Origin of the sequence: Caldicoprobacter faecalis (assembly GCF_900115765.1) — a bacterium.
Classification (GTDB): domain Bacteria; phylum Bacillota; class Clostridia; order Caldicoprobacterales; family Caldicoprobacteraceae; genus Caldicoprobacter; species Caldicoprobacter oshimai.
This window is the reverse complement of sequence record NZ_FOXR01000035.1, coordinates 1-18824: the sequence shown is the minus strand read 5'-3', so window position 1 is coordinate 18824 and position 18824 is coordinate 1. Positions and strand designations below refer to the sequence as shown.

12 protein-coding genes, 1 tRNA gene and 2 pseudogenes are annotated in these 18824 nt (G+C 49.0%); all 15 read left to right on the top strand.

Translation table 11 applies throughout. The features are described 5' to 3' along the window. Positions 1-7: 7 nt before the first annotated feature. Positions 8-82, top strand: a tRNA-Asn gene (locus BM241_RS10365). A 276-nt stretch (positions 83-358) separates the two neighbouring features. Continuing rightward, the gene (locus BM241_RS10360) at positions 359-1534 is read left to right on the top strand and encodes an aminotransferase class I/II-fold pyridoxal phosphate-dependent enzyme (RefSeq protein ID WP_092282719.1); all 1176 of its coding nucleotides are present in this window, start codon (positions 359-361) and stop codon (positions 1532-1534) included. A 162-nt stretch (positions 1535-1696) separates the two neighbouring features. Continuing rightward, positions 1697-2908 carry a zinc-dependent alcohol dehydrogenase gene (locus BM241_RS10355; RefSeq protein WP_092282718.1) on the top strand — a complete coding sequence of 404 codons (1212 nt, stop codon included), beginning with the start codon at positions 1697-1699 and terminating at the stop codon, positions 2906-2908. Between the two features lie 192 nt (positions 2909-3100). Then, positions 3101-4522, top strand: coding sequence for an NADP-dependent phosphogluconate dehydrogenase (gndA, locus tag BM241_RS10350; protein WP_092282717.1), 1422 nt, complete (start codon positions 3101-3103; stop codon positions 4520-4522). Continuing rightward, complete coding sequence (locus BM241_RS10345) at positions 4467-5984, top strand: gluconokinase (protein ID WP_092282716.1); 1518 nt, start codon at positions 4467-4469, stop codon at positions 5982-5984. Before gndA ends, BM241_RS10345 begins: the two co-directional genes overlap by 56 nt. A 3-nt stretch (positions 5985-5987) precedes the next feature. Then, a complete protein-coding gene (locus BM241_RS10340) occupies positions 5988-7274 on the top strand; it encodes a nickel-dependent putative hexonate epimerase (RefSeq protein ID WP_025747347.1) in 1287 nt (428 codons plus the stop codon). Positions 7275-7676: 402 nt separating this feature from the next. Next, entirely contained in the window at positions 7677-8606 is a 930-nt protein-coding gene (locus tag BM241_RS10335; protein ID WP_025747346.1) for an aldose epimerase family protein, read from the top strand. A gap of 10 nt (positions 8607-8616) precedes the next feature. After that, on the top strand, positions 8617-9606 hold the full coding sequence (locus BM241_RS10330; protein WP_092282715.1) for a LacI family DNA-binding transcriptional regulator: 990 nt from the start codon (positions 8617-8619) through the stop codon (positions 9604-9606). A 242-nt stretch (positions 9607-9848) separates the two neighbouring features. Then, a complete protein-coding gene (locus BM241_RS10325; RefSeq protein WP_092282714.1) occupies positions 9849-11099 on the top strand; it encodes a glucuronate isomerase in 1251 nt (416 codons plus the stop codon). A gap of 182 nt (positions 11100-11281) precedes the next feature. After that, positions 11282-12049 carry an IclR family transcriptional regulator gene (locus tag BM241_RS10320; RefSeq protein WP_035146114.1) on the top strand — a complete coding sequence of 256 codons (768 nt, stop codon included), beginning with the start codon at positions 11282-11284 and terminating at the stop codon, positions 12047-12049. Positions 12050-12378: 329 nt separating this feature from the next. Further along, positions 12379-13026, top strand: a complete 648-nt coding sequence (locus tag BM241_RS10315; RefSeq protein WP_025747343.1) for a bifunctional 2-keto-4-hydroxyglutarate aldolase/2-keto-3-deoxy-6-phosphogluconate aldolase — start codon at positions 12379-12381, stop codon at positions 13024-13026. A 193-nt stretch (positions 13027-13219) separates the two neighbouring features. After that, positions 13220-14245, top strand: a complete 1026-nt coding sequence (locus BM241_RS10310) for a sugar kinase (protein ID WP_092282713.1) — start codon at positions 13220-13222, stop codon at positions 14243-14245. A gap of 451 nt (positions 14246-14696) precedes the next feature. Next, entirely contained in the window at positions 14697-18227 is a 3531-nt protein-coding gene (locus BM241_RS10305) for an adenosylcobalamin-dependent ribonucleoside-diphosphate reductase (protein WP_092282712.1), read from the top strand. Between the two features lie 306 nt (positions 18228-18533). Beyond that, positions 18534-18659, top strand: a pseudogene (locus tag BM241_RS10300) (MerR family DNA-binding transcriptional regulator); the annotation flags it as partial. A 10-nt stretch (positions 18660-18669) separates the two neighbouring features. Continuing rightward, a pseudogene (locus BM241_RS13225) lies at positions 18670-18824 on the top strand (IS200/IS605 family accessory protein TnpB-related protein); the annotation flags it as partial.

Below are 18824 nucleotides of genomic sequence, written 5' to 3'. Positions count from 1 at the left end.
AAAGCGTTCCTCAGTAGCTCAACGGTAGAGCACTCGGCTGTTAACCGAGGGGTTGTTGGTTCGAATCCAACCTGAGGAGCCATTTTCTTTTTTGGATACATAAACATTTTTTGAAATACAGCCCTGTCAGAAGGGCTTTTTTATTTTTTTGGTATTTGTTAAACTCATCTCATATGATAAAATAGTCTCATAAACTTGCTCAGTCAAGTTGAATGCTGTACAAGAGACACATTTATAAAGATTTGGCTTTTTACGGAAGAGGACACGAACCATGGACCTCCTCACAACAAATTGAACAACGGGGTGACAAAAGCATAATTTTAAATTTAATGCTTTTGCGGGAGGGGTGAAGGGGTTAATGGACATTTTTGAAAAGTGCTTTAACTATACCGCTGCCAAGGAAGCCATGAAGGCAGGAATTTATCCCTATTTTCAGGTACTGGAGTCGGGACAGGATACCGAAGTCATAATCAATGGCAAGAGAACTATAATGATAGGCTCGAACAATTATCTTGGGCTTACTTCTGACCCCAGGGTCATTGAGGCTGCCAAGCGGGCTTTAGAAAAGTACGGTACAGGCTGCTCTGGTTCCAGATTTTTGAACGGTACGTTGGATTTGCATGTAGAGCTGGAGAAACGATTGGCTTCGTTTCTTAACAAGGAAGCGGCACTGACCTTTAGCACCGGTTTCCAGACAAACTTAGGGATAATCTCGGCTATCGCCGGAAGGAATGACTACATCATCTGTGATAGAGCAAATCATGCCAGCATCATCGATGGATGCAGGCTCAGTTTTGCAAAGGTACTTAAGTTTGAACACAACGATATGGAGGACCTCGAACGCATCTTAAAGAAAATTCCTGATAAACATGGAAAGCTGATCGTCGTCGATGGGGTTTTCAGCATGGAGGGCGACATATGCAATCTACCTGAGATAGTAAGGCTGGCTAAAAAGTACGGGGCCCGTATAATGGTGGATGATGCTCATGGCCTTGGTACCCTGGGCAAACATGGTAGGGGTACGGCAGAATACTTCGGCCTGGAGGACCAGGTGGATATAATAATGGGTACTTTCAGCAAATCCCTGGCCAGTTTAGGTGGGTACATAGCTGCAAGCGAGGATGTAATACACTATGTCAAGCACGTATCCAGGCCCTTCATATTCAGCGCCTCAATTTCACCTGCTAACGCTGCAGCCGCACTTGAAGCGCTTAATATACTCCAATCTGAACCCGAACGTGTTGTAAGAGTTCAGGAAAATGCAAGATACATGAGAGAAGGGCTTAAAAAGCTGGGCATTCCCATACGCCATACCGAAACCCCCATCATACCCGTCATGACATGGGAAGATAGGAGAACGTTTGTAATTGCCAAACAGCTCCTGGATGAGGGGGTATACGTCAATCCCGTAGTTTCCCCTGCAGTAAAGCCCGGTCAATGTTTGCTTAGAACCAGCTATACCGCTACTCATACTAAAGAACAACTGGATTATGCATTGAATGCCTTTGAGAAGGTGTTTTGCCAAACAGGATAAATGTCCGCTGCAGTATCATACGACTGATTTTTTCAACTACACTTTTGAGAACTTGGTTTTAAGCAGCAAAATAGACTTTTTATAGTAGAATCAAACTTCTTATAGATGTGGGTGGTAATATAGCATAATTTTGCTAGTATGGTGGAAGGGGGTGTGTGAGGTATGAAGGCGGTAACTTTTAGGGCTGACTTAGTGCCGTACGTTTTAACCCTTGCAATGGGAAAGGTCAATCGAAAGCTTTATTACAGCCGGTTTTCCTGCATAAGGTACGAGGAGGTACAGGAACCGGTTTTGCCTGGAGATGACTGGGTAAAGGTTAAAACCATATACGGGGGCATATGCGGAAGCGATATCAATATGATATATCTTCACGATAGCCCCTTGCTTTCGCCATTTGCCTCCAAGAGGTTTGTCATGGGGCATGAAAACCTGGGGATAATTGTGGAGAAAGGGAAAAATGTCGAAGGATTTGAAGTGGGAGACAGGATAGTGGCCGATGACGTATTATCGTGCGAACCTCGAGGGCTTGAAAAATGTCCCAAATGTTTATCAGGAGATTATAACCTATGCTTAAATTTTACCGAAGGCAGGCTCTCTGCAGGGACAATCATGGGGACGTGCGCCGATACAGGCGGTAGCTGGGGAGAATACTATGTTGCGCATAAGTCCCAGCTGTTTAAGGTTCCCGACAACCTCAAAGATGAAGAGGCCATCTTGATTGATCCCCTGTGCTCTGCCCTTCACCCCGTCTTGAGAAATTTTCCCAGGGACGATGAAAAGGTTCTGGTAATAGGCGCTGGAATCATAGGAATTTTGATAGTGGCGTCTCTGAGGGCATTTGGCTCTAAAGCCGATATAACGGTGATAGCCAAGTATGATTTTCAGGGCCAGCTTGCCCAGAGGTATGGAGCTGACAGGGTCGTATATTCGCACAATTGCCGTGTTGAAACCATGGCGGAAATAACCGGTGGCAAAGTGGTAAAACCCCTGCTTGGTGAAAAGTACCTTATTGGCGGATTTGACAGGGTGTTTGACTGTGTGGGGTCCGAAACCAGCGTGAGGGATTCACTGCGGTATATAAACTCAGGAGGGGCGCTCGTACTGGTCGGCCTTGGTTCCAAGATAAAACTGGACTGGTCGCTGGTATGGTTTAAGGAGGTGACCATAAAGGGGATATACGGTTATGGTGTCGATCCTGTGGATGGAGGAAGGGAGAGAACCTTTAAAATAGGGCTGGATTTAATGGCATCGGGGAAGATGGATTTATCGCCGCTGGTAACGCATGTGTTCGATTTAAAGGATTACAAGAAGGCCATAGAGGTGGCTTCCTGCAAGAAAGAATACCAATCTATTAAAGTTCTGCTAAAACCATGACGTAATGGTACTTAAAGGTTCAATTTTGTGTTGACGGCAAAAAGCCGTTGTGCTACACTAAATGTAAGCGCTTACATAATAGTTATGCTCCTGCTTTTTGCAAACACTATTCTTTAATCTCGTGCTTTTAATTTAAACAAAGTCTAGCAAATCCATTCTTTTCTTAATCAAACACGAAAGGAGCTGTTTTGAATGGCTAAAGCGGATATAGGGCTTATCGGCCTTGCGGTCATGGGCCAGAATCTGGTGCTTAACATGGAGAGCAAAGGCTATTGCGTGGCGGTGTACAACCGTACGGCCGAAAGGACCAGGGAGTTTATAGATGGGCCTGCAAAGGGCAAGGAAAGGATTATACCTGCCTATACCCTGGAGGAGTTTGTGGCCTCGTTGAGCCGTCCACGGAAGGTCATGATAATGGTTAAGGCAGGGAAACCTGTGGACGATGTGATCAATTCTCTGGTTCCTCTGCTTGATGAGGGAGATATAGTGATCGACGGGGGCAATTCCTATTTTAAAGACACCATAAGGCGGACGGAGCAGCTTGCGCAGAAGGGGATCCTCTTTATGGGCGTTGGGGTTTCGGGCGGCGAGGAAGGCGCTTTAAAGGGCCCCAGCATCATGCCGGGCGGGTCTTACGAGGCCTGGAAACAGGTAGGGAAGATACTGAGGGATATAGCCGCAAAGGTGGGAGACGGCATTCCCTGCTGCGATTACGTGGGACCGGATGGTGCCGGCCATTACGTGAAGATGGTACATAATGGCATTGAGTACGGTGATATGCAGCTTATCAGCGAAGCCTATTTCCTGATGAAGGAGTTGCTGGGGCTTTCGGCTCCAGAGATGCAGTCTATATTCCAGAAGTGGAATGAAGGAGAGCTCAATTCCTATCTTATCGAGATCACAGCCGATATCCTGGGAAGGATAGATGAGGAAACCGGTCTGCCCATGGTAGACGTCATACTGGACCGGGCAGGGCAGAAGGGGACGGGCAAGTGGACGTCGCAAGATGCATTGGACCTGGGCGTTGCCATTCCCACCATCACTGAGGCGGTGTTTGCCCGCTGCATATCAGCCATAAAGGAGGAGCGCGTGGCTGCTTCCAAAGTGTTAAAAGGCCCTCAAGCGAAGTTTGATGGGGACCGTGAGCAGCTGATAGAGGATATCGGCAGGGCTTTGTACGCATCCAAAATATGTTCATACGCGCAAGGGTTTGCACTTCTCAAACAGGCATCCGAGACCTATAACTGGAACCTCAAGCTGGGCGATATCGCTCTCCTGTGGCGTGGAGGGTGCATAATCCGGGCGCAGTTCCTGGAGCGCATAAAGGAGGCCTATACCAGGAATCCATCTCTTGCTAATCTGCTGCTGGATCCCTATTTTAAAGAGGTAGTGGAGAAGGCGCAGGACAGCTGGAGAAGGGTTGTGAGCCTGGCCGTCCAATACGGCATTCCGGTGCCGTGCTTCAGCTCAGCGCTTTTCTATTATGACTCCTATCGCAGGGAGAAGCTGCCGGCTAACTTGATACAGGCGCAGCGGGATTATTTCGGAGCTCACACCTATGAGAGGGTGGACAGGGAAGGCACTTTCCATACCGACTGGTTATCGAAAAAGTAAAGGGAAAGGGTTGATGGGCGTGAATATCCTTGCTTTGGAAGTGAGCACCTCTTCTGCCAAAGCCATGATATATTCCTTTGAAAAGGGGATAAGGGGAGTATTGAGCGTACCTTATAAGGATACCGTAAACGATGTGGTGTCACAGGACCCTGAGGGGATTTACCAGGCCGTGATAGAATGCGCCAGGGCGCTTATCGAGCGTGAAAACTGCGAGATCGACGCCATTGGCCTGGGAAGCACCTGGCACAGCGTGCTGTTTTTAGACCGGGAGCGCAAGCCCATAGGCAGGATCAAGACCTGGGCCAGTACCGAAGCCGCTCCCACTGCCGGCCGGTACAGAAAGGATGAGCAGCTCAAAAGATGGTTTTACCAGCGCACAGGCTGCATGGTGCACAGCATATACCCTGTGTGGAAGTACCTCCACGCTAAGCAGCAGGGGCAGCTTGATCCCGAAGGCTACCTTTCTTCACAGCCGGAATACGTCTTTGAAAGGCTGACGGGGCAGACAGGGGTTTCGCGCAGCATTGCGTCGGGCACCGGGTTTATGAACATCCACACTCTGGAATGGGACCAGGAAATACTGGACTTTGCAGGGTTGAAGGTATCCCAGCTGGCTCCGCTTTACGAGCTGGACCATACGGCCCCTTTGAGCCAGGAGGCTGCCTCGAAGCTGGGGCTTAAGGCTGGCATTCCGGTGACGCTGCCCGGTCCCGACGGGGCGCTGAACCAGGTGGGAGCAGGAGCCATGGGCCAGGGCATAATGACCATGTCGGTGGGGACCAGCGGAGCCCTCAGGGTTGCCAGCCCTGTCCCGGTTTTGCCAGATGACCCATCCACGTGGTGCTATTATGTGGCCGAGGGCAAAAGGCTGGCCGGAGCTGCTACATCGGGCGCCGGAAACTGCGTGGAATGGTTTGGGAAAAAGCTAAACCTTGGGAATGTAAGCTATCGCGCGCTGGATGAGCTGGCCAGCAAGGTTGATATACAGGATGCGCCCGTTTTTCTGCCGTTTTTGTACGGTGAACGCTGCCCGGGATGGGAAGACAGCAGGACGGGCGGCTTTGTCGGCCTTAAACCCCATCATGAGATAGGGCATCTCCATTATGCAATACTGGAAGGGATACTGTTTAACCTGTATCAATGCTACGTGGTTCTGGAGCAGCTTATGGGTGCACCCAGAGAGATAAAGATATCGGGAGGCATCGAGAATTCCCGCTGGTGGCTTCAAATGGCGGCCGATATATTCCAGAGGGAGATATACACCTCCAGCGTAGAGCATGCCTCTACAATGGGAGCTATAGCGGTGGCATTAAAGGCCATTGGCGTCATAAAGTCGCTGGAGGAGTTCAATCCAAGTCAGGGAGAAAGAATAGTTCCAAATGAGTCGATGGCAAAGGTATACACCAAGAGGTTTGAGCGCTACATGGAATGGTATTATAAAACGGCAAACAGGGGTGAGTGAATTATGGAAGGAATTATATTAAAAGCGGCCGATAACAGGGGGCTTGATGCCGGGCAGATTCGTGCTGCCCTGGAGAGGGCTTTGGAAGGGCGCAAAGATAGCCTCAAAAAGGTGCTCCTTTTGCCGCCGGATTTTACCCGCGCTCATTCGGGAGCAGGGGATATTACCGCCATGCTGTATGAGATGCTGAAGGACACCTGCCAGGTGGATATCATGCCGGCTTTGGGCACGCACATGCCCGTGAGCGATGAGGAGCGCATAGCCTTCTTCGGGGAGGGGATCCCTAAAGAGCGGTTTATCGTGCACAACTGGCGGGAGGATGTAATAAAGATTGGGGAAGTGCCCGGCCAGTATATCAAGGAGATTTCCGAAGGCTTGATGGAGGACCCCATAGATGTGGAGGTCAACTGGCGCCTGGTTAAAGGAGGGTATGACCTCATCATCTCCATCGGACAGGTGGTGCCCCACGAGGTAGTAGGGATGGCCAACTACAGCAAGAACATATTTGTGGGCTGCGGCGGATACAGCATGATAAACAAGACGCACATGCTGGGCGCCGTGTACGGCATGGAGAGGATCATGGGCCGGGACCATTCGCCGGTGCGCAAGGTGTTTGACTATGCGGAGCAGCACTTTGCCAAAGACATGCCCCTCATGTATATACTGACGGTAACTACCCATGAAGAAGGAAAAGTTTTGATTCACGGCCTGTTCATCGGGAGGGAGCGCAGATTGTTTGAGGAGGCTGTGGCTTTGAGCCAGCAGAAGAACATGCAGTTCCTGGACGAACCGCTGCACAAAGTGGTGGTGTATTTGGATCCTCAGGAGTTTAAGAGTACCTGGCTGGGCAACAAGGCTATATACAGGACACGTATGGCCATTGCCGATGGCGGGGAGCTCATAGTGTTGGCTCCCGGCGTGAGGCAGTTCGGCGAGGATAGGGGCAATGACCTGCTGATTCGCAAGTACGGATATGTGGGCAGGGAGCGCGTGCTCAAGCTGTGGAAGGAGCAAAAGGACCTGCAGGAGAACCAATCGGTGGCGGCTCATTTGATCCACGGTTCATCGGATGGGCGGTTTACCATCACATACGCGCCCGGCCATCTAACCCGCGAGGAAGTGGAGGGCGTAAACTTCAAGTACATGGACTTGGAAGAGGCCTACAAGCTTTACAACCCCGAAAAGCTCAAGGACGGGTTTAACGTGCTGGAAAACGGCGAGAGGATTTTCTATATAAGCAATCCGGCGCTGGGCCTGTGGGCGTATAGAGGCAGGTTCTTCAGCGAATGAGGAATTGACAAAGCAAGTTGTCACCGCACCTTATGCGAAAGAGGGGTACAAACCAATTGCTGCTAACACCGCCGGTAAAGCTTATTATTTTGCGACCTGAGCTTTAAGCAGGGTATATGTAAGATGGGGCGGTCCCAACTTAAAATTTTGAGAGATAGAAACCGCTGAACGGGTGTTGGAGTAACACAAAGATGTAACCCTCTGTCTGCGAATGAGCGAGTCCGCACTTATTTACGGATGAGAAGAGATTGCTTTGATTTTGATGATGGGGATGGCAAGAAGACATGATAGAGCCCAAATAGCTTGAGTTAAGGCTGCGGAGGTAGTTAATGCTATCGATGAAGGGATAATCTGGCTTTTTGCGTATGAGGGATCTAAGTTCGAAAACCTGGAGGGTATGTGATGGAACAGCCATTGGAAGTATTGAAAAATGAACATATAGAGGTTAAGGTATGCCCTCGTGTGGGGGCGGGTATATTCTCAATGCGGTATTGCCTGGGCAATGAATGGGTGGATATAATGAGGCCCACGCCCTTTGAGGCAGTGGAGAGCAAAAGTGCGGGCCAGTTTGCCTGTTTCAATATGATCCCCTATTCAAACCGCATCGAAAATGCCGTCTTAAAATTCAGGGGCAAGGCCTATAACCTTCAAAAGAATACCCCTGAGGGGCATTCCATACACGGCGATGTGCGCTTCAGGCCCTGGAAAGTGCTCTATAGAAGTGCCGAGCGGATTGTAATGGGCTTTGACAGCAGGGATTTCAATGACATAGCATGGCCTTTCCCCTTTTATGCCGAGATAGAATACGCTCTGGCAGGATCCAAATTAACCATTCGCCTGATGCTCAAAAACACAGGGGCTGAAGAGATGCCGGGCGGTATGGGCATTCACCCATATTTCATGAGGAAGCTCACCCAGCAGGACGATGCTGTGTTTCTGCAAATGCCCGCAAAGGGCGTTTATCCCGGCGATACTCCAATACCTACCGGCCCATGGACAGAAATACCTCATGAGCTTGACTTTTCCCACGAGAGGCAGCTGGGCCTTGAGCATATCGATAAGTGCTACAGGGCTCTCCATGCTCCCATCTTTATAAAATGGCCCGGTAGCGGTGTGACGCTTACCATGAAGGCGGATGAGATATTCAAGCACGTGATCCTATATTCGCCTAAAGATAACCATGAGTTTTTTGCGGTTGAGCCGGTCACCAACTGCAATAACGGATTCAATATGGCCGAAGAGGGGATAGAGGATACAGGTACAATCTATATGCAGCCGGGAGACGTTATAACTGGCAGCATAGCCATAAGCATACAGCAGGGTGGAGGATGATGCGCATTTTATGAACATCTACGAGATCGCAAAAAAAGCCGGGGTATCCATTGCAACAGTATCCAGGGTGATAAACAACAGTCCAAATGTTAAACAGGAGACCAAGGAGAAGGTGGAGGCTGTACTGCGGCAGTACAGGTACACTCCCAATGCCATAGCGCGAAGCCTGGTGACCAGGGCCACGCATACCATTGGCGTTTTAACCAGCGATGTGAGGGACTCGTATTATGCCAGCGCTATTTATACCATAGAACAAAGGTTTAGGGAGCTGGGGTACAACGTGATTTTGTGCAATACCGGGCTGGAGCTTAAAAAGAAAAAGGAATACCTCCGGATAATGCTGCAAAAAAAGGTGGATGGCATCATCCTGGTGGGTTCGGTCTTCAAGGAGAAGAACGACAACAGCCATATATACGAGGTAGCTACGCATGTACCCGTGGTAATGCTCAATGGTGACCTGCAGGGGGACAACATCTATTCAATTGTCTGCGATGATGGAGCCGCTATCTTTAACATTGTTGAACTGCTTTATTCAAAAGGGCACAGGGATATGGTGTATATGTATGATGTGGAAAGCTTCAGCGGTATGGCCAAGATAGAGGGCTTTAAGAGGGGCCTGAAAAAGAACAACCTTAAGTTTGACGATGGCAGCATCATCAAGGTACCCCAGGGTATCCAGGGTGGATATGAAGGGGTGGAGAGGCTAGAAAGGGAAGGAAAGCGATATACAGCAATTTTGACCAGTGAGGACATCATCGCGGTGGGGGTACTCAAAAAGCTCAGGGAGATGGGGAAACGGGTACCAGAGGATGTGGCGGTGTTCGGGTTTAACAACTCGCAGTATTCGCTGTGTACCCTACCCGAGCTGTCTACTGTTGACAACAAGGTGACTGACATGGCTTTGGGAGCTGTACAGATGCTGTACGACGTGTTGCAGGGCAAAGAGGTCACACACAAGATTGTGGTTACTCCCGAGCTGGTAATAAGGGGGAGCAGCTGAATATTCGAGCTAATGATAAAAACAAAAGCAAAACGGGCTCAATAGTTTTCGAGAGTTTTTAATATTTGAAGACGGGGTATGAAATCATAGATTACGCTTAAAAAGTTATGGCAACTATGCCGTTTTGTGTAGTACAGATGTTAATACAAACGTATAAAAAATGGGTTGGTTATAAAGAAAATTATTGAGTAAATAAAAATGACAGGTAAAAATGATATTTTTTGAAAAGGAGTGATTAAATTATGCCGATCGCTGATGTTAAAGAGTTAAGAGCTGCGGTGGATGCAGCGGTGGAACAGGTTGAAATCACCGACGTGCACACCCATCTGTATACGCCCTGTTTTGGCGACATGTTGCTGTGGGGCGTCGATGAGCTACTCACCTATCATTACCTGGTGGCAGAAGTCTTCCGATGGATAGACATGCCCTACGATGAATTCTGGAGCATGTCCAAAAAGGAGCAGGCCGACCTCATATGGAAAACGCTGTTTTTGGAAAACAGCCCGTACAGCGAGGCTTGCCGCGGCGTTCTGACGGTGCTCAATAAGCTGGGACTTGATGTTGCAAAGCGAGATCTGGAGGCATACCGCCAGTATTTTGCAGGGAAGACCATGGAAGAATACGTGGATCAGGTGTTTGAGCTGTCCAGGGTTAAAGAAGTGGTGATGACCAACGATCCTTTTGATGACAACGAGCGGAAGGTGTGGCTTGAATCCTACAAGGCCGATCCGCGGTTTAAAGCAGCGCTGCGAATTGACCCCCTACTCAACACATGGGACCAAACCTGGATAAAGCTTAAGGAATGGGGCTATGATGTGGAGGAGGAATTGAGCCAGACGACGCTCAAAGAGGTAAGGCGTTTCCTGAGCGATTGGGCAAATCGCATGCAACCCGTGTACATGGCTGTATCGCTGCCGCCTACATTTGCCTTCCCGGAAAACTCCACCAGAGCAGTGCTCATTGAGGAATGCGTGCTGCCGGTATGCAGGGAGTTCAATATACCACTTGCAATGATGATAGGGGTGAAAAAGCTTGTCAATCCGGGATTGAAGCTGGCAGGCGATTCGGTGGGCAAGGGAAGCATTGAAACGGTTGAGTACCTGTGTGCCAACCATCCGTATAACAAGTTCATGGTCACCATGCTGTCCAGGGAGAACCAGCACGAATTGAGCGTGGCGGCGCGCAAGTTCAGGAATTTGATGGTGTTTGGATGCTGGTGGTTCCTCAACAACCCCAGCCTGGTGGACGAGATGACCCGTATGCGGTTTGAGCTTCTGGGCGTCAGCGTTATACCGCAGCATTCTGATGCCCGCGTGCTGGATCAGCTCATCTATAAGTGGGCTCATTCCAGGAAGGTCATAGCGGATGTGCTGTTTGACAAGTACAGAGACCTGATGGAGACAGGCTGGCAGCTTGAGGAGAGCGAGATCCGCAGGGATGTGCACAAGCTGTTCAGCCAGAACTTCTGGGATTTTGTAAACAAGAAGCTATAAGATTTAAAGAACCGGCCTGTAAACTTACAGGCTGGTTCTTTGTTCACTTTGCTCGTTTGCAGCTAATGCTATTCTTCTGATGGAGCTGAAATATGATAACCATAGATATTGAATAGGGCCAATAATTATAGTATAATATTATTTAGAAACGCAGTTTCATAATGCGAAACAAAGGAGGATACATGAAGGATACCGTACAGTCCATCGACAGGGCTTTTGATATACTGGAAGTTCTGGCCACTGAGAAGGATGGTTTGGGTGTCACCGAAATTGCACGTCGTATTGGACTTCACAAGAGCACCGTCTATCGCCTGTTGGCATCCATGGCTTCCAGAGGATACATTGAGAAAAATGAGACAACCGGTAACTATCGTCTAGGATTAAAGCTTGTTGAGCTGTGCAGCCTTTATTTGAACAGCCTTGAGCTTAAGACAGAAGCGCAGCCTTACCTGAGAAGGCTGGCGGCTTTGACTGCCCAACCGGTTCATCTGGCTATACTGGACCACGACGAGGCGGTATATATCGATAAGATTGAGAGCTTTAACACCATTCGCATGTATTCGGCCATTGGCAAAAGGGTGCCGCTTTACTGCACAGCCGTGGGCAAGGTACTCTTAATGAATAAAGAAGATAGTGAAATAAGGAAGCTTTTTCAGAATAAGCAGCTTACCCCACGTACAGCCAACACCATTACCGACATTGAAAAGCTGATATCAGAGATTGACGCCGTCAGGAAAAGGGGCTGGGCTGTGGATAATGAAGAGCATGAGGAGGGCATACGGTGCATCGCTGCTCCCGTATATGACTATAGGAACGAGATTATCGCGGCGGTCAGTACATCGGGCTTGAAAACCATAATCTCACCCGAGCGGGATGAGGAAATCGCGAAATACGTGGTTGAAACAGCCCGGGAAATCTCTAAGAGGATGGGGTATAGCCCTAGAAGGTGATGTAGGATACCTTTGTCTTGAGGTGAAATTGAGGTGGTATATCAATCTCCGTTGGTATTTGCTGTACCTAATATTTGTACTTGATGTTTGTACTCGATATCGAATTAGCCATACATCAGCCTGAGTTTTTCTCTGTAAAAATCTGTGGAAAAGGTGCTGGGCGTGAAAGGCTACTAAAGGTGGGCAAACATGTGCCGGCACAATATTTGTAAATTTATATAAGTTTTACCATATCTGCTGCAACAAGTGTTTATTTTCCATTAAGATGAGCCTGAATGGTGCTTGCTTAAAAAATGTATATTTATAAACAAAGAAGGGAGATGTAAATCATGGATAAGGAACAGGTCCTCTCAAGGATAGTTGAAGGCGGCCTGGTGGCGGTGGTAAGGGCCGAGTCAAGCGAGCAGGCATTGAAGATTGCCGATGCCTGCATGAAGGGCGGGGTGGCTGCCATCGAGATCACATTTACCGTTCCTGGAGCCGCAGAGGTCATCAAGGAGCTGGCAAAGGTTTATAGCAACGGTGAAATCTTGCTTGGTGCCGGTACCGTTATGGATGCCGAAACGGCCAGAACGGCCATCTTGGCAGGTGCGCAATATGTGGTAAGCCCCTATTTGAACCTTGACACCGTCAAGCTGTGCAACAGGTACAGGGTGCCATGCATGCCGGGTGCTATGACCATCAAGGAAGTTGTGGAGGCCATGGAAGCAGGTGCCGACATCATCAAGATCTTCCCCGGAGAGCTTTTCGGGCCGCAAATTATCAAGGCCATACTTGGGCCCATACCCTACGCCAAATTGATGCCCACGGGAGGTGTCAGCCTGGACAACGTTGAAGAATGGATCAAAGCCGGCGCCGTGGCGGTAGGCGTGGGCAGCGCATTGACCAAAGGAGCAAAGAGCGGGGACTACGAAGCCATAACCAGGACTGCACAGGAATTCATTGCAAAGATTCGGGCAGCTAGAGGGAAGATGTGATTTTGAGTCAGGCAAGAATACGGGAATTTTTAACTGGAGAGCAGCAACTCCCTATTTTAGTATGACCAGTGTCTTTTTTGTCTTCACAGTACAAGGTGCGTCCATGACTTTAAAAAACATTAAGCGATGTTCGTATTAATCCATTTCGAAAAGGATTTTACAGCGAACCAATATAAGGTGAGGAGGTTTATGTATGTCTAAAAGAGTAGTGACTTTTGGCGAGATCATGCTGAGGCTGTCGCCTCCCGGGTATTTGAGGTTTACCCAGGCAAACAGCTTTGATGTGGTATACGGTGGCGGCGAGGCAAACGTAGCAGTATCGCTGGCCAATTTCGGTATAGATGCCGCCTTTATCACAAAGCTACCTAAAAACCCCATAGGTGATGCGGCCATCAATGAGCTCCGCCGTTACGGCGTTGATACGCGCTACATAGCCAGGGGCGGTAGCAGAATCGGCATTTATTTTATGGAAAAGGGCGCTTCGGTGAGACCCTCTAAGGTTGTGTACGACCGGGCACACTCGGCCATATCGGAGGCAAAGGTGGGCGATATCGACTGGAAGGCCGCCTTTGAAGGTGCCGAGTGGTTCCATTTCACTGGGATTACGCCGGCACTGGGTGACAATGTGGCCGAGCTGGTTGAAGAGGGCTGCAAAGTCGCAAAGGAGATGGGCCTTACCATAAGCTGCGACTTGAATTACCGTAAAAAGCTGTGGTCTACCGAAAAAGCCGGAAAAGTGATGGGCAATCTCATGCAGTATGTAAATATAGTGATCGCCAACGAAGAGGATGCTGAGAAGGTGTTTGGCATAAAAGCACCCGACAGCGACGTGATTGCCGGTGAGCTCAACCTGGAAGGATATAAATACGTGGCCCGCGAACTCTACAACCGTTTCAATCTCAGGATGGTGGCTATCACCCTGAGGGAGAGCATGTCGGCTTCCGACAACAATTGGTCGGGCATGCTGTATGATGGCAAAGAATATTATTTCTCCAAGAAGTATAAGCTTCACATTGTGGACCGCGTAGGGGGAGGCGACTCATTTGGCGCCGGGCTTATATACTCCCTCATCACCGGCAAAGATCCGCAGTATGCGCTGGAGTTTGCGGTGGCGGCCTCTGCTCTGAAGCACACCATCGAGGGAGATGCCAACCACGTATCGGTTGAAGAGGTTGAGACCCTCATGAAGGGGGATGCCTCCGGCAGGGTGCAGCGCTAGCTTTAATAGCGTTATTGCTTTGATACTGGGGCACCCGCATCAGGCAATCATGCAAGTACAGTGCCAGCTTTAACAGAGTCATTGTCTGTTTAATCAGGTGGCGTCTTTGGTCTTGATTTTTACCCGTGGTTCTAATTTTAATTAATGATGGGCGGGGATGCTGCAAGATAAAACAAGCATTGACAAGACTTATGTCAAGAATAGCATTCCCACTATAAAACTGAGCCATAAAACTAAGTAATATTTGCTAAGAGGAATTGAAAGGGGACCAATTTACCAGAAAAATGGGTCCCCTTTATTTATTGTTTAAATCTGTAGGCGTTTGACTCCTTCAAAGTTAGATGATACAATATATAGTACCTGAAATAAAAAAATAACACCATATATATGCATATATAACTTTCGTATATATGCTGATCACATACTGAAGATGAGTATAGGAGGGTATTGTATGAACTTAACCGAGAATGCTTTGAAGGTTTTGCAAAAGAGGTATCTGGCCAAGGACGAAAACGGCAATATAATTGAGACGGTTGAGGACATGTTCAGGCGCGTGGCAAGGCATGTCGCTCAGGCTGATAAGATATATTCACCTGATGCCGATGTGGAAGCGGTGGAAGAGGAATTCTATAATCTCATGGTAAATCTCGAGTTCATGCCTAACTCTCCCACTTTGATGAATGCCGGCAGGCCGCTGGGACAGCTGTCTGCCTGTTTCGTGCTGCCCGTTCCCGATAGCATGGAGGGCATATTCGACGCAGTCAAGCACGCTGCCTTGATACATAAAAGCGGCGGCGGTACGGGGTTCAGCTTTTCGCGCCTGCGCCCCAAAGGCTCTGCGGTGAAGTCCACCGGTGGCGTGGCCAGCGGTCCCGTTAGCTTTATGAAGGTGTTCAACGCCGCCACCGAGGCCGTAAAGCAGGGTGGTACCCGTCGCGGCGCCAACATGGGAATACTCAGGGTGGACCATCCCGACATATTGGAGTTTATCGACTGCAAGAAGAACAACTCCGACATAACCAATTTCAACATAAGCGTTGGCATCACCGAGGCCTTTATGCAGGCCGTGGAGCGAGGGGAGGATTACGACCTTATAGACCCCAGGACGGGCAAACCGGCTGGCAAGCTCAATGCCAGGGAGGTATTCGATAAGATCGTCGAAAACGCCTGGCATAACGGGGAGCCGGGGATTGTGTTTTTGGACCGTTTAAACAGGGACAACGTGCTCATTGAGCTGGGCGAGATCGAGAGCACCAATCCGTGCGTAACGGGTGATACCTGGGTGCTTACGGAAGAAGGCCCTGCACAGGTAGCCGATATACTGGGCAGGCAGGTATCCCTTGCACTAAATGGAAGTTTTTATCTCTCAACTGAGCAGGGATTTTTTAAGACTGGCAGAAAGCAGGTTATAAAGATACACACCGATAGAGGTTACAGCATAGAAGTCACGCCGGACCACAAGATAAGGGTTGCTTCTTTAGTGACTCGCGACAGAATAGAGGAGGACTGGAAACCGGCTGGGGAGTTAAAACCGGGGGATCAGATAATCTTATCCAACAACCGCGGGCTTGTGTGGAAAGGGCAGGGAACTTTTGAGGAAGGATATCTGCTGGGCCTTCTTATAGGGGACGGTACGTTGAAGGATGAAGGCGGAGTTATCTCTGTGTGGGGAGATGACCAAGAAGTCCAATCGGTCATGGAAGCAGCACAAAAAGCCGCTTTTACCCTACCGCACAGGGAGGACTTTAAAGGGTTCAAGGGCGTGATTGATGAAAGAAAGGAACACAGGCTTGAGATGGCTGCCCTTAGAGATTTGGCTGCCGCCTATGGAATTGTGCCTGGAAACAAGAGAATCACTGAAAACTTGGAAAGGACAAGCTATGAATTTCACCGCGGGTTTTTAAGAGGGCTTTTTGATGCTGATGGGACTGTGGCAGGTCATCAGGAAAAAGGAGTGTCCATCAGGCTGTGGCACAGTGACGCCGAAGGCTTGAGGATTGTGCAGCGGATGCTGCTTCGCTTGGGGATAGCTTCGACCATATATTTGGAACGTAAATCCGAGAGCATTAAAGAGATGCCGGATGGCAAAGGAGGAATGAAAGAATACAGCGTCAAGGCCGGGCATGAGCTGGTCATCACCTCGGATAACATGCAGGTTTTCTTCGAAAAGGTAGGATTCAGCAATGTAAAGAAGCAAGAGCTTTTGCGGCAGCGCCTTGAGGAATACAAGAGGGCACTCAACAGGGAGAGGTTTGTTGCAACGGTTACTGAGGTTATTCCGATGGGTGAAAAAGATGTGTTTGACGTTCAAGTCCCAGGGGTTAATGCTTTTGACGCCAACGGGATATATGTGCACAATTGCGGCGAGCAGCCACTCCTGCCCTACGAGAGCTGTAACCTGGGCTCCATAAACCTCTCCAGAATGGTTGAGGAGGTTGACGGAAAATACGTCATAAACTACGACAAGCTGGGCAGAGTTGTGGACTTAGCGGTGCACTTCCTGGACAACGTGATAGACGTAAACAAGTATCCGCTCCCGCAGATTGAGGAGATGACCAAGGGCAGCAGGAAGATTGGCCTTGGGGTTATGGGGTTTGCCGACATGCTGTTTAAGCTGGGCATCCCTTACAATTCCGATGAGGCTGTAGAGCTTGCCCGCCAGGTCATGAAGTTCATACAGGAGCGCTCCAAGGAGATGTCGGCGCATCTGGCCGAGGTCAGGGGGCCGTTCCCGTTCTTTGAGAAGAGCACTTTAAGGCATAAGGGCAGAAAGCTCAGAAACGCCACCACTACCACCATAGCTCCAACCGGTACCATAAGCATCATATGCGGTACCACCAGCGGAATAGAGCCGCTGTTTGCCATATCCTTTGTGCGCAACGTCATGGATAACGATGAGCTGGTGGAAGTGCATCCCTATTTTAAAGAGGTGGCCATAAAGCGGGGATTTTATTCCGACGAGCTGATGAGGAAGATAGCCGCCCGCGGCAGCATACAGGGTATGGAGGAGATACCCGAGGATGTAAGGCGGGTGTTTGTGACCGCACACGACGTCTCGCCCGAGTATCACGTGCGCATGCAGGCTGCTTTTCAGGAGTACACCGACAACGCCGTGTCCAAGACGGTCAACTTCCCCAACAGCGCCACCGTAGAGGACGTAAGAAAGGTGTACTGGCTGGCTTATGAGCTGGGATGCAAGGGCGTGACCATTTACAGGGACGGCAGCCGGGAAAGCCAGGTTTTGAGCGTGAAGCCCAAAGAGGATAAACCGGCGGAGGATAAACCAAGAGAAGATAAGAAAGAAAAAAGCGGGTCTCTCACCGAAAAGATATACAGCCGCATGAAGGAGCAGGCCGAAAGCAAGCAGCCTAAGATAACGCCCAGGCCAAGGCCCGACGTTACTATGGGCTTTACCGAAAAGGTGAAGATCGGCTGCGGTAACCTGTACATCACCGTCAATTACGACGAGCAGGGCATATGCGAGGTGTTCACCAACTTAGGAAGGGCCGGCGGTTGTCCTTCGCAGTCCGAGGCCACTAGCCGCTTGATCTCCATAGCGCTGCGCTCTGGCATGGATGTCGACACCATCATAGAGCAGCTCAAGGGCATCAGGTGCCATTCCACCCTGAGGCAGAAGGGGCTTAAAGTTCTGTCCTGTCCCGATGCCATAGGCAGGGTGCTGGAGAAGGTGGTAAAGTTGAGGCTCAACAATAACCTGGAAGCCGAAGAGCTGGATATCGGCAGCCCGGATATGGTGGACAGGCACAGCTGTCTTGCTAACTGCTCGCTCTGTTCGTTAAAGGACGTCTGCAACAACCCGTTCAGGGAAAATGGCGGGATTCAGCTAGGGGGGACCGACTCTTTGGTGGATGACAATCCGCCTCAGACAAAAGGTCAGAGCTGCCCTGAGTGCGGGGCAACCATGGAGCACGATGGCGGATGCGTCGTGTGCCGTTCCTGTGGTTACTCAAAATGCGGCTGATGGGTTGAATATTTTGAAATAGAGGGTAACGGATAAATCTTTTCCGTTACCTGATTTTTTAATATTAGCATTATTTCTCTGTGGAACGCAAACTACAATATGATGAAACAAACCTTTAAGTCGTATTGATGATTCCTTGCCTCTGTGATAAAATAAAATTAATTTGCATTGGTAAATATGTGCTTCAATAAATGTGGGCAATCAGCAGTTCAGCTAAAAACAAGGACATATCAAAACATGTAAAGGAGGTAACAACAGCTGAAAATAACAATACAAAATGATATAATTTTAATTGAGTGATTATCGATATTGTTGAGTATACAAAAAGTTAAAGAAACATACAACATCAGCAGAAGTACATTAATAAATTGGGAAAAGGAAGGGTTAATAACTCCAATTAGGACACCAAAAGGGAGAAAAAGATACAAAAAAGGGGAAAGACATGATAACAATACAGGCTAAACTTACTTTTCCAAGCAAGGAAGATGAGCAAATAGTGCTGGATTTAATGAGAAGATGGTCATCCTGCATGAGATATGCATATAACAGGCTTTTAGAAGGCTGGGGTAGAAACACATTAAAAAGAGAACTACAGGG

Bases quoted from the DNA above. Each gene is read 5' to 3' on its own strand.
- BM241_RS10360 (WP_092282719.1), top strand. From the start codon at position 359: ATGGACATTTTTGAAAAGTGCTTTAACTATACCGCTGCCAAGGAAGCC.
- BM241_RS10355 (WP_092282718.1), top strand. From the start codon at position 1,697: ATGAAGGCGGTAACTTTTAGGGCTGACTTAGTGCCGTACGTTTTAACC.
- gndA (WP_092282717.1), top strand. From the start codon at position 3,101: ATGGCTAAAGCGGATATAGGGCTTATCGGCCTTGCGGTCATGGGCCAG.
- BM241_RS10345 (WP_092282716.1), top strand. From the start codon at position 4,467: ATGAGAGGGTGGACAGGGAAGGCACTTTCCATACCGACTGGTTATCGA.
- BM241_RS10340 (WP_025747347.1), top strand. From the start codon at position 5,988: ATGGAAGGAATTATATTAAAAGCGGCCGATAACAGGGGGCTTGATGCC.
- BM241_RS10335 (WP_025747346.1), top strand. From the start codon at position 7,677: ATGGAACAGCCATTGGAAGTATTGAAAAATGAACATATAGAGGTTAAG.
- BM241_RS10330 (WP_092282715.1), top strand. From the start codon at position 8,617: ATGAACATCTACGAGATCGCAAAAAAAGCCGGGGTATCCATTGCAACA.
- BM241_RS10325 (WP_092282714.1), top strand. From the start codon at position 9,849: ATGCCGATCGCTGATGTTAAAGAGTTAAGAGCTGCGGTGGATGCAGCG.
- BM241_RS10320 (WP_035146114.1), top strand. From the start codon at position 11,282: ATGAAGGATACCGTACAGTCCATCGACAGGGCTTTTGATATACTGGAA.
- BM241_RS10315 (WP_025747343.1), top strand. From the start codon at position 12,379: ATGGATAAGGAACAGGTCCTCTCAAGGATAGTTGAAGGCGGCCTGGTG.
- BM241_RS10310 (WP_092282713.1), top strand. From the start codon at position 13,220: ATGTCTAAAAGAGTAGTGACTTTTGGCGAGATCATGCTGAGGCTGTCG.
- BM241_RS10305 (WP_092282712.1), top strand. From the start codon at position 14,697: ATGAACTTAACCGAGAATGCTTTGAAGGTTTTGCAAAAGAGGTATCTG.